The sequence below is a fragment of the Kitasatospora sp. NPDC024654 genome (genome assembly GCF_055559155.1).
On record NZ_JBVHLF010000141.1, the window covers coordinates 1 to 10,719 of the forward strand.

Here is a 10,719-nt window from a genome sequence, read left to right on the forward strand (position 1 = left end):
CGACGCGCAGTCCTACCCGACACCGCCCCGGGAACGGACCAACGCGACATCACAGGCATGAGATCAACCGGCCGCTGCCGTGAAACATCGAGGCCCGGCCTTCTTCTTGTTCCTTCTTCCAGAGCTTGATCCTCGGCGTGAAGATGTCGCCCTTCTTGATGATGGTGACGTTGCACAAGGTCGCCACCTGGGGCCGGTCGTCGAGGACGAAGTCGGTGATCATCCGGCTTGCGCGGGTGTCGTAGAGGTAGTGGAACCCGTCGCTGTCCTGCGAGCCGCGGATCTCCAGGCCGGCGAAGTCCCCGCGGGTGACGTCGAACTCGGTGGTGGAGAAGGGGAGGCGGAAACCGCGAACGATGGGGGTGGCGGGTGCCGTGGCCTGGGTCCGCCAGTCCAGTGGGATGTTGGGCAGCGGCCGAGTATCGCCTTCGACCACGAGGTCCTGGACGTCGGTGCGCCCGAGCTGGCTGAGCACTGATTCCAGCGTCCGCCAGATCGCCCCCTTCACCTGCGGGCGCCGAGCTGCTTGCGGTGCTGGTCGCGGCAGCCGCACCGGCGGTAGACGCGGCCGCGCTTGGCTGAGGGGCGCATGGCGATCACTTCACAGGGGGTGGCGGAACTGCTGGCCCTGCCAGTCTTGCTCCGGGTAGTGGCATCGCGGCGGATCCGGGATCACCGTGCGACCACCGAGGCAGTTCGATGCCGTTTGACCTGGGCTTATCCCTTGACCTGCGCTCAAGTCACCCGAGGCTCCATTGAGCGGCTCGCAGCCTTGCGGATCACGACCGGCTTTCCGATTCCTGCGTGCGTCGTCACTACTGGCGACGGGTTGACTGCTCTCGGGAGTGAGGTGGTCGGGGTGTGGCGCACGCGGCGGGTTGGGTCGCGGGTGGCTGCGAGTGATCCGAGGGACCGTGGCGGCTCTGTTCCGAGCTTATCGAATTCCGCCGGATATCGGCGGGAATGGTTCACCTATTCCCGCTCGGCGAGGGCGGATCGACTGCGACGGGCCGCGGTCGAATTTCAACCTCTTGCCGGTTCTGTGGAATTCCGGGAGCTGTTTGGCGTCAGGGGTGCGGGCCGGAGTGGCTACTCTGAGTAGTATCGGGCTGATTCGGGGAGTGGGCAGTGATCGCCTGGAGGTGATCGTGCGATGGCCGTCAGGCGGTGGTCCGTCGCTCTGGGTTGCAGCCGAGACTGGCGGGCCGCAGGTGCGCCTGTTGCGTTGTGTGATTGCTGGCGGGGGTGTGCCGGGCCGTCGGGGTGGCCCCACAGCTGTTCGTTGCAGGATGGACAGAGTTGGCCCTGGTCATGGCTGGTCCGGGTCCGAGCGCTCTCGGCCACCGGGTGGTTGCGGTGTCAGATGAGCCGGTCCCGCTTGTCTGCGGCGATGGCGCGGACGAGTGCGGCGAACTGCGCGCGGCTGTGGTGCTGGTGCCGTTCGGCCGTCTCGTCGTCCGATTCTTCCTCGTCGTCGTCCCGATCCTCGTCCTCGGCGTATTCCTCGTGGAGGAGCCAGCAGCCGTTGATGCCGGTGAGGAGGTCTTCGAGGAGGTCGCGGGCGGGCCGGCGCGGGTCCAGCGGGGTGAGGCGGATGCCGGTGAGCACGTCGTCCGCCTCCTCGGAATCGTCGTCGGCGTACTCGGTGATCACCTCCTCGGCCTCGTCGAGTTGCTCGCGGAGAGCGGCCGGGTCGGGCAGCACGCCGTCCGCGATCCGCATGGCGTGGCGCACCAGCCTCGTGACCGCGTCGTAGGGGGAGACACCGTCGTCGAGGAGTTCGAGAACGAGGGTGGGTGTCGCGTGGGGGAGTGCCTCGATGTTGTCCGCCTCCCGGATCACCTCGGTGGGTGCGTACCCGGACGCCTCGGAGACGGCTTCGGCGGCGGCGTACAGCCAGTGGGCGGCTGCCACGGCTGCGGCGGTGGGGTCGATGTCGGAGTAGAGCGCGGCCGGCCCGAACGGGTCCTCCTGCAGGAGCCGGTCAGCGGCGGCGACCTGGACGGGGGAGGCGCCTTCGCGGCTGAGCAGCACGGCCTGCCGGGCCCGTCCGGTGAGGTCGCCGAGTTCGGCACTCCCGACGGCGGTGAGCTCCGCCTGGGTCTCGGCGTGGACCGCCTCGGTCAGCTCCGGGATATCCAGGGCGAGCAGGGCGCGGCCGACTCGGTTCGCGCTCTCCAGCAATGGGCTGTACTCGACCGTCATCGCGCCGCCATGGGGGAGATTTGGCGAGGCCACGGCATCGGCGACGTCCTCGAATGCTTCGCGTTCCTGCTCCCTGCGCCAGCCCTCGCTGTTGACCTCCAATGAGTCGGCGGCGCTGGCCGGGTGGGTGTAGGTGCGCCAGGCCACGGTCGACAGCTGGGTGAGTGCTGCGGCCAGGCGGGAGAGCGCGGCGAGGTCCGCGCCGGCCGTGACGGCGGCGACCCGGGTGGCCAACTCGCCCTGCCCGGTGCCCCAGGTGGCGATGAGTTCGTGCCGATCAGGATCGACGCAGTACCGGGTCATGACGGACCACCTCCAGCTCGGCTCCGTCATATCACCGAGTACCGCCGATCACCGAACCGTCATGACGCATCGGAAGGTCTCTCACCCGATAAGGCTCCTGGGGCGGCCCCTGTCGTCGGCGCACGGGTGAGATACACCAGCCTCGGTTCAGCTTTGGGTGGTGTGGGGCTCGGAAAGTCATCGCTGCTGGTTAAGCCGCGTACCGGTACTCGTTGATGATGCCGCCCAAGACACGGGTGCGGAGGAGCCAAGCGGCGTTCGAGATCGCCTGTGGCGGGCTGCTGCTCGTGGACGCCGGGCGGTAGCTGGTTCCGGGCCCGATGCGGCCGGTGCTCGTTGTAGTGCCGCTGGTAGGCGGCCAGGACCTGCCGGGTGTGGGCCTCGTTCAGGATGAGGACATGGTCCAGGGCCTCACGCCGGATGCTCCGGATCACGCGTTCGCAGTGGGCGTTCATCCGGGGAGCTCGCGGCGCGCCCTTCAGAATCTCCATCTCCTCGGCCTCGAAGGCGGCGTCGAACGGCTGCCCGTACTTGCCGTCGCGGTTACGCGGGCGCTCGGTGCCCAGCGGCCCGCTTGCGGCGGGTCCGCAGGTTGGCCGCGTCACGACCGGCTGCTTCCTCGGCCAGCAGGACCCGGACGACCTCCGCGGGGTCCCATCGCTGGGCCTTCGCGGTCGGGATCAGGTCGCTGAGGGCGCGTCGCAGGTGCGGCAACTTCAGTCGCTTCGTCAGCTCGATGGCCTCGGCCAGCGGGTCGCCGTGGGCGCCGGTGAAGGTGCGGATCGGGGTGGCCATCAGTGCTCGTCCTTGATGTCGGTGATGCCGAAGCTCGACCAGGCGGAGGTGCCCGGCTGCAGGCTGTGCTCTTCGGTGGCCCGGGTGGGCTCGACGCTCTCCAGCCCGGCCTAGTAGGTGAGGATGGAGATCAGGTCGTTCTCCGCGAACCGCCCGGCGATCGCTGCCGCCCCAAGAGCCCGGTCGACCTGGGCCGGCGTGTGGAGCTTGGCCAGCGCGACGGCCTCGGCCATCTTGGGCTTGATCCTGCGGGCGCCGGCCGCGGCGGCCTCGACAAGCCAGGACGCGGCCCCCGGTCCGAGCGCGAGGAACGCGGCCTCCTCCGCGGTGGTCGCCCTCGGGGTCCGGTCGGCCTCCTTGTCCTCGCGCGGTGGGTAGTGCTCGTCCTTGATCGACGGATGGCCCGGAGCCGAGCGGTCGTGGCGGGCGACCTCGGCCGGACCGTCCTCGGCGACCGCGGTGACGATGAGCTCGTCGCCGTGGAACCGGGCCCAGACCCGGGTGTCGGCCAGCTCGTGCGGGACCGAGTAGCGGACGCCGTCGACGGATATGGTCGCGTCCCAGTTGACCCGGCGGGTGGTGCCGAACGCGACGGTGAACGGGCTGCTTGGGCAGCGGATGCAACCGCTGCTGTTCCTCCAGCAAGGCTTCCGCCGGACGACGGCGGCTCGGCCCGCCGGGCAGCGTGCGTACCGAGGTCGTACGGTCGAAAGGGGGACACGATCCGACGGAGGCCGCGATGGCGAGATACCGGTGGAGAGTGCGCGTGCTCTCGGCAGCAGGCGACGAAACGGTCACACAGCCGGCCCTGCCTTACACGGACCATTTCGACGGGTCTGCCCAGGAGTACGCCGAATTCCTGACCAAGAGGGCTCTGGAGCAGACCGAGCACTACGAAGGACCGAGCCGGCCCGCGCGGATTGTCGTCGATGTCTGGGAGCCGGACGGTCAGGGGCGCCCGGAGGGCCACGGAGGCTGGCCCCCGTAGATCGATCGAATCAGCCCAACGACGGGATCGTGGCCTCGGCAGCCGCAACAGCTCGCCGAAGCGTGGGGCTGGACGGAAGAGGCGAAGTGACGGACCCCGGGTGGCAGGCCCTGGCTTGGGCTTGAACAATCGGGTCATGGCAGACCTTGAGGGCCCCGGCACAGTGCATCTGGCCCACGGGGCGGGCTACGTCAGTCCCGGTGTTGCGCTCAGCGAGTCGGTCGAGGGCAGTATCCGCATCGACGACCGCGGGTGGGTGCACGTCGTTCAGGGAGACGGGTCTCGGGTGTCGTTCCCACCGCATGCTGTAGAACGCATCAACTGGGGCGAGCTCACTACCTGAGCACGAGGCCCCTGGTGAACGTCGGGGGCATGGGCGCACGTCTCCGGGACCACTCATCGAGCAGTGAACGAACGCCAGCCGTACGGTCAGGAGGGCAGCCCATCGGAGGACGAGATGGCGAAATACCGATCACGTGTGCGTGTGCGCTCGGGCGAAGACGTGGAGATCACCACACGCCACGGTGAGCACGCTGAGGGCGACTTCAATGGGTCCGCGCAAGAGTACGCCGAGTTCCTGGTAGACGTGGCTGTGAGGCAGGGCGGGGACGACCCTGGCCCGATGCGCCCTGTGCGTGTTGTCGCCGATGTCTGGGAGGCGGACAGATCGGAGGGCTCCGCTACGGGGCACGCAGAGTGGCCATAGCTCGCACATCGGCCTGGGCCGCGCGCGGGACCGCCGTCCCCCGTGCGATCTCGGTGGTCCGGGGCTACGGTCGAGTGGGGTTCGAGGGAGGTTCCCATGCCGGAATACACGTGGCTCCTCTACGTGACCGATCAGCACGGCCGCCGGAGTGGCAAGGATGGCAATCCTGTGCCCTACCCCTTCCACAGTGATGACAGAGCCCAGGACGTCGCCGACAATCTGTGCGGTTACTTCGCGAAGTCGCTTCATGACAGCTCCCCGAAGAAGATCGAAGTGGAAGTCTGGGAGGGACGGCAGGCCGTGGAGGAGCCTCATGCAAGGGCTGATTGGCCGTAGCCGAAGCGCAGGTCACATCCCAGGCAGCGCGTCCTGCTTGAAGTCGTACCAGCGTGCTGGTTCTTGATGCTGGCAGCCCGGGCCGCGGCCGAGCGCGCGGGATGCGGGGTCGCGTATGCCCACTGCCCGAACCGATCACCGAACCCGACCGGCTCACCCACCTCGACGTCCGCCGACGCAACCGCCTCGGCGGCATCCTGCACGAATACCAACATGCAGCGTGACCAGCACGGACGTGGTTCTTGGCACCTACAGGGTTATCCGCGCGACACAGCGCCGCGCGTCGGTAGTTCCGTGATCGCGATGCCGGACTGGGAGTGTCAGCCGATGGTGAGTGTCCGGTCGCCGAAGTCGGCGACCATGCGGAGCTGGCCGCCGAGTGCTTCGACGTAGGCGCGGATCGTTGCGAGGGCCGCGGTGTCGAGCGCGCCGCTCTCGAGTCGGGAGACGTTGGGCTGGGTGATGCCGATGATCTCGGCGACCTCGGCCTGGGTGAGGTCCTGCTCGCGGCGGATCTCGGCGAGGCGGTAGGCCCGTACCTCCGCATCGAGCTCCTTCCGGTGCGCGGTGACGCGCTGGGGGTCGGTGACGACGTTGGGTCGTACGTCCTTCCAGGACTTCATGGCTTGCCCTCCTCGATGGCCTTCAGGTGCCTACTGAAACGTTCGTCGGCGATGGGGATGTTGATCTCGTACCACTCCCGCCATGCTCCGGCCTTGTCGCCCGCCACCAGGATGATGGCCTGGCGCTCAGGGTCGAAGGCGAACAGGATGCGGATCTCGCCGGGCCCTGTAGTCCGCGGGCGGAGCTCCTTCATGTTGTGGTGTTTGGAGCTGTGGATGCGGTCCACGAGCGGCTGGCCGAGGGTGGGGCCGTCCTGCTCGAGCTTGTCGATGGCGGCCACGACCTCGTCGGCGGTACGCGGGTGGTGCTGTGCGAGGTCCAGGAGCCATTCCTCGACCTCGCTCTCCAGTGAGACTTCCCATGCCACCACCCCATTATGCGCTCCAGCGAATATGCGCTGCAAGTTATTCCCGGGACTGGTCAGGGCGTAGGGCGGCCGCGCATGGCGGCACCTCCCGGAAGCCCGCTGTTGAGGACCGGCGGGGAGCCCTGCCTCCTTGGCCCCGGTTCCCACGTCGGCCGAGTCGCCGCATGCGCCGACGTCCATCGGTGCTGTGCCTCGCTACGCGGCTGCGGGCCAGGAGCCCTGGTACTCGGCATCAGCCTGGTCGAGGGCACCAGCGAGGGCGTTGACGGCTTGGTCGGCGGAGTCTTTGAAGAGGTGGCCGTAGAGGTTGATGGTGGTGGCGAGGGTGGCGTGGCGCAGGGCTTTGGAGACGATGGCGAGGGGGATGCCCATGGCGATCATGATGCTGGCGGCGGTGTGTCTGGAGGCCGATGCGGGGCAGGTCGATCTCGGCGGTGCGCTTGCGGAGCTGGTCGAGGACCCACTGGGGTCGCAGGGGTGAGCCGTCGCCGCGGGAGAAGACCAGACCTTCCAATCGTCCGTCGGGGTGGGCTGCCATCTGGATGGCGGCCTGGCGGTGGAGGGCGGTCATGACTCTGGGGGAGAGGCTGATCCAGGCACGGCTGGCCGGCGTCTTCGGCTCGCCGAAGTGGAGGACGCCGTTGTCGATGGCGGCAAGATTCCAGCGGACGAAGAGCTTGCGGTCCATGAGGTGGACGTCGGACCAGTGCGGGGCGAGGACTTCGCCGCGGCGCATGCCGGTGCCGAGCATGACTTCGAAGAGGTCGGTGAGCTGGTCGGCGTAGTTCTGGGTGCTGTGGCGCAGGAAGGTGGCTGCCTGCTCGGGTGTCCAGCAGGTGCGCTCCTCCGCGTGGGGCTTGGGCGGGACGGAGTGCTTGGCGGGGTTGTAGCGCAGCCGCCAGGAGCGGACCGCAGCGTTCAGCGCGTTGCGCAGGGTGGAGACAGCCCGGTAGACGGTGACGTGGCCCCGTTTCGCTGCCAGCTGGGCGGTGATCCAGTCGTCGATGTGCTTGGCGCGCAGGTCGAGGAGCCTGCGGCGGCCGAAGGCGGGGATGAGGTCGCGTTCGACGCAGGCCTTGTAGCCGGCGAAGGTGTTTGGCGCGAGAGTGGGCTTCTTGATGGTGAGCCATTCGCGCAGGTAGCCGGCGACGGTGGTGCGGCGGTTCTCGTAGACGCCGCGCAGCTCGCCGTCCAAGACGGCGGCCATCTCGCGGGCGGCCTCGGCGTGGCTGGCGAAGCCGCCCCGGCGGCGGACGCGGCGCTTGCCGTCCTCGTGGGCGAGGTCGACGGCGTAGGTCCAGGTTCCGTGCTTTGCGTCCTCCAGCAGGCGCATGCACCAGGGGCCGAGCTGCTTCTTGTTCTCGTCCTGGCAGCCGCATCGACGGTAGACCCTGCCGCGCTTCGTGCGCTGTCCCATGGGTGGTTCCTCCTTGGAGTGGGTGGTTACGGGTCCAAGGTTCGTCTGGTGGTCGGGTGTGTCGGCAGAGCGTGTGGGGTGGGGTGCGAGGCACGCAGGGGCCGGCCGGGTAGGACACGCTCAAGACGACACGCCGCCCGGAAGATCACGATCCGTAGCCGGTGGGTAAGCGACCATGATCTGCTCGCACTGGCCGGTCCGGCGGGTTGACCTGCGTCGCAGCCACCGGGGCTGCCAGGCGCTCCTGAAATCTCTCGCTGAGTCGGCGTCAGATTTCCATCACGGGGCGTGATCGGCGATGAATGGCGACCCTGGGGACCACTTGGGGACCACACGCGATGAGCGCTCATGAGCGCCCATGGGCCATAACCTGCGAACGAAATGAACGCTGACGCCTCGTTGCATCGCTTCGGGAGCGATCGCGAGAAGTGAGTGTCAATGTGCGCCAACTCTGCTTTCTAAAACGCCAGTTGGCGTGACAAGACGTCAGATCCTCAAGGCTCATGCTGGCGACTCTGGGGGTCAAGGGGTCGCAGGTTCAAATCCTGTCGTCCCGACTGTGAAGTCGCTTGGGAGAGCGGGTACTTGGGAAACCGAGTATCCGCTCTCAGTCGTTTCCGGGGCGGGTTTCTGGTCCCAAAGTGGTCCCCGAGGCGAGTGAAGCCTGTGGCTGGCCCTTCGAGACCAGGTGCTGGAACTGGGCGGGCTGCGCTATTCGCTCGCGCCGTTCAGCGCCTGGTACGCCTGCACTGAGATCGGTGCCCGCAACCTCTCGGACACCAACCGCTACGACCAACTTCCCAAGGTTGCACGGGGGATGGGCCTGGACACCGGGCGGGACCGCACCCTGTGGCGGGACCGGGCGCTGCTGGAACTCACCGCGGCGGTCCTGCACTCCTACGACCAGGCCGGAGTGTCCATCATCGACCACCACTTCGCCACCAAGCAGTTCGTGCGGCACGAGGAACGCGAGCACAAGAGCGGCCGCGGCTGCCCGGCCGACTGGTCCGCCATCGTGCCCGCGACCAGCGGCTCGACTACCCCCGTCTGGCAGCGCCGCTACGAGCCGACCAGGATGCTGCCCAACTTCTCGCCCCACCCTGCGCCTTGGCCCGCCGGCGCCGCCGAGGACTGAGCCGGTGACGCTCGGCTGGTTCGTGGTACCGGCCGGGGCGGTGCTCAACCTCTGCGGCAGCGGCGTCTACGCGCTGCGAACGCTGCGCGGATCAGTACGGCCGAACCTCGTCACCTGGCTGCTGTGGGCCCTCGCACCGGGCGTGGCGTTCGCGGCCCAAGCCGCTCGCCACGTCGGCCTGCCCGCCCTCACCACTCTCAGCGTGGGCCTCGGCCCGCTGCTGGTGTTCCTGTGCGCCTTGACCCGCCCGGGATTCCGCGGCACCCGCCCGAGTGCCGCCGAACTCTGCTGTGCGGCACTCTCCCTGGGCGCCCTCGTCGGGTGGTGGATCACCGTGGACCCGGACGCCGCGCTCGCCCTGAGCATCCTGGCCGACGGCTGCGCCGCCGTGCCAACCGCCGTGAAGTGCTACCGCCACCCCGAGACCGCTCAGTGCTGCGCTGACCCTCATCACGTTACCCGCCTGGACCTTCACCGCCGCCGCCTTCTCCTGCTACCTGCTCACGCTCTGCTGCCCCCTGCTGGTCGTGCTACGCAGGCGCACTGGCACGTCCGGCCTCGGACTGCTCCCGCCCTGACACCGGCAACCCCTGTGCCCACCACTCGGGTGGACACCGCGGTGCCCGGGCACCGGCACCGGCGCTCTCAGGCGTCGCCGGTCGTCAGCAGCTGCGTCGGGCCTTCGGACTGAGCTATCTGCCAGTTGCGCGGGCGGGCCCGGCCGTGCGGATCGGTGTCGCGGATCCGCACCCGGTGCCCGTCCTGGCTCAGCTCGGGTTGTAGTTGGACCCCCGTGCGATGCGGCAGGGTGGAGTTGACGATCTCCCACCGGCCGGCACGTATCCGGCCGATCGACACCTCGCAGTCCACCAGCGCGGCCGCCTCCGCGTGGCGGGTGCAGCCGAGGACCTGCTCGACGAGCGGGGCCTGGGAGGCGGGGAGCGGCACCGAGCGGTCCCGCGCGTAGCAGAACCAGGATCCGACCCGGACCAGCACACCCGCACAGCCCTCCGCCGGATCGGTGAGCAGGGCCGCCGCCGGGTTCCCCCGTGATCGCTCGACGGGTTCCCAGTGCTCGAGATAGGGCTCGTGCAGGCCCTCTTCGACCAGCCCCCCGCCATCCCAATGCAAGGTGCCCGCGTCGGGCAGCGGCGCCGGCGGGTGCAGGTCGATCCGGCGGACCCAGCTGAACGTGTCGCCATCCTGCTCCAAGGTGCCGGCGAACGCCTTCTGCCCGCACAGCGCCAGGAGTTGCGGCTGATCCAGATCGGTCAGGGCCGTCCGTCCCACCAGCGCGTCCAGCCCGGGCGGGCAGCGCAGATCTCCGAACAGCGCCGGCCCCTGCACCCAACTGACGGCGGTGACGCGATCGGTCGAGCCATCCGCCTCGCGGACGAAGGTTCGACGCCAGACACCGGGGAGATCCGCGAGCGCGAGGCGGGACGGTGACATCGGTACTCCTGTGCCTGAGTCCTGTCGGAAGGGCCGGGAACCACGCTATGTCAATCCCCTGATTTCGTCTGATGTTTCGCCATTTTCATGATCCACTGCAGGCCTCGAGGGTGACGCTGTGTGATCTCTACTGGTCGGTGGCTGGTGGGCCGACCCAGAAGCCGAGGGTGTGGTCCATGCCCTGCTCGGGGGTGCCGGTGGTGGGGCTGAAGCGGGTGGGCAGTTCGCTCTCGCAGAAGGTCTCGGTGCTGGCCTTGTAGATCGCGATGAGCCAGCGGTCGGCGGAGCCCTGGTAGCGCAGGCGGAGCACGGGGAAGGGTTCTGGCTCGTGGGTTGGGGGCGAGAACAGGCGCCAGCGGCGGGCCTTGGTGCGTTCGACGACGGCGACGTA

11 protein-coding genes and 2 pseudogenes are annotated in these 10,719 nt (G+C 68.7%); 3 read left to right on the forward strand and 10 right to left on the reverse strand.

The annotated features are described in order from the left end of the window. Positions 1-49 precede the first annotated feature (49 nt). The 5 genes and pseudogenes from ACZ38L_RS36635 to ACZ38L_RS36655 all read right to left on the reverse strand — a co-directional run. On the reverse strand, positions 50-475 hold the full coding sequence (locus ACZ38L_RS36635) for a hypothetical protein (protein WP_465701880.1): 426 nt from the start codon (positions 473-475) through the stop codon (positions 50-52). An 884-nt stretch (positions 476-1,359) separates the two neighbouring features. Next, positions 1,360-2,508 carry a hypothetical protein gene (locus ACZ38L_RS36640; RefSeq protein WP_465701882.1) on the reverse strand — a complete coding sequence of 383 codons (1,149 nt, stop codon included), beginning with the start codon at positions 2,506-2,508 and terminating at the stop codon, positions 1,360-1,362. Between the two features lie 59 nt (positions 2,509-2,567). Further along, on the reverse strand, positions 2,568-2,999 hold the full coding sequence (locus tag ACZ38L_RS36645; protein WP_465701905.1) for an integrase core domain-containing protein: 432 nt from the start codon (positions 2,997-2,999) through the stop codon (positions 2,568-2,570). A gap of 76 nt (positions 3,000-3,075) precedes the next feature. Further along, positions 3,076-3,303, reverse strand: a pseudogene (locus tag ACZ38L_RS36650) (ATP-binding protein); the annotation flags it as partial. Next, positions 3,303-4,002 (reverse strand): annotated as a pseudogene (locus tag ACZ38L_RS36655) (Mu transposase domain-containing protein); the annotation flags it as partial. The pseudogenes ACZ38L_RS36655 and ACZ38L_RS36650, both read right to left, overlap by 1 nt. A 1,091-nt stretch (positions 4,003-5,093) precedes the next feature. Here ACZ38L_RS36655 and ACZ38L_RS36660 point away from each other — a divergent pair. Next, entirely contained in the window at positions 5,094-5,333 is a 240-nt protein-coding gene (locus tag ACZ38L_RS36660) for a hypothetical protein (protein ID WP_465701884.1), read from the forward strand. 320 nt (positions 5,334-5,653) lie between these two features. Here ACZ38L_RS36660 and ACZ38L_RS36665 read toward each other — a convergent pair whose 3' ends face one another. From ACZ38L_RS36665 to ACZ38L_RS36675, 3 genes are all read right to left on the reverse strand, one after another. Beyond that, a complete protein-coding gene (locus tag ACZ38L_RS36665) occupies positions 5,654-5,956 on the reverse strand; it encodes an XRE family transcriptional regulator (protein ID WP_465701888.1) in 303 nt (100 codons plus the stop codon). Continuing rightward, on the reverse strand, positions 5,953-6,324 hold the full coding sequence (locus ACZ38L_RS36670) for a type II toxin-antitoxin system RelE/ParE family toxin (RefSeq protein ID WP_465701892.1): 372 nt from the start codon (positions 6,322-6,324) through the stop codon (positions 5,953-5,955). Before ACZ38L_RS36670 ends, ACZ38L_RS36665 begins: the two co-directional genes overlap by 4 nt. Positions 6,325-6,556: 232 nt before the next feature. Beyond that, positions 6,557-7,741 carry a site-specific integrase gene (locus ACZ38L_RS36675; protein WP_465701894.1) on the reverse strand — a complete coding sequence of 395 codons (1,185 nt, stop codon included), beginning with the start codon at positions 7,739-7,741 and terminating at the stop codon, positions 6,557-6,559. Positions 7,742-8,429: 688 nt separating this feature from the next. On the opposite strand from ACZ38L_RS36675, the gene ACZ38L_RS36680 reads away from it, so the two are divergent. Then, the gene (locus tag ACZ38L_RS36680; RefSeq protein WP_465701896.1) at positions 8,430-8,876 is read left to right on the forward strand and encodes a nitric oxide synthase oxygenase; all 447 of its coding nucleotides are present in this window, start codon (positions 8,430-8,432) and stop codon (positions 8,874-8,876) included. A gap of 4 nt (positions 8,877-8,880) precedes the next feature. Further along, positions 8,881-9,567 (forward strand): hypothetical protein, encoded by a 687-nt coding sequence (locus tag ACZ38L_RS36685; RefSeq protein WP_465701899.1) that lies wholly within the window; start codon positions 8,881-8,883, stop codon positions 9,565-9,567. Here the strand turns inward: ACZ38L_RS36685 and ACZ38L_RS36690 are convergent. Beyond that, positions 9,522-10,328: a hypothetical protein gene (locus ACZ38L_RS36690; RefSeq protein WP_465701901.1), complete on the reverse strand. Its 807-nt coding sequence runs from the start codon at positions 10,326-10,328 to the stop codon at positions 9,522-9,524. The genes ACZ38L_RS36685 and ACZ38L_RS36690 overlap by 46 nt on opposite strands. Before the next feature lie 127 nt (positions 10,329-10,455). Continuing rightward, on the reverse strand, positions 10,456-10,719 hold a 264-nt coding region (locus ACZ38L_RS36695), incomplete at its 5' end, for a hypothetical protein (protein WP_465701903.1).

Bases quoted from the DNA above. Each gene is read 5' to 3' on its own strand.
- ACZ38L_RS36645 (WP_465701905.1), bottom strand. From the start codon at position 2,999: ATGGAGATTCTGAAGGGCGCGCCGCGAGCTCCCCGGATGAACGCCCAC.
- ACZ38L_RS36690 (WP_465701901.1), bottom strand. From the start codon at position 10,328: ATGTCACCGTCCCGCCTCGCGCTCGCGGATCTCCCCGGTGTCTGGCGT.
- ACZ38L_RS36665 (WP_465701888.1), bottom strand. From the start codon at position 5,956: ATGAAGTCCTGGAAGGACGTACGACCCAACGTCGTCACCGACCCCCAG.
- ACZ38L_RS36640 (WP_465701882.1), bottom strand. From the start codon at position 2,508: ATGACCCGGTACTGCGTCGATCCTGATCGGCACGAACTCATCGCCACC.
- ACZ38L_RS36660 (WP_465701884.1), top strand. From the start codon at position 5,094: ATGCCGGAATACACGTGGCTCCTCTACGTGACCGATCAGCACGGCCGC.
- ACZ38L_RS36675 (WP_465701894.1), bottom strand. From the start codon at position 7,741: ATGGGACAGCGCACGAAGCGCGGCAGGGTCTACCGTCGATGCGGCTGC.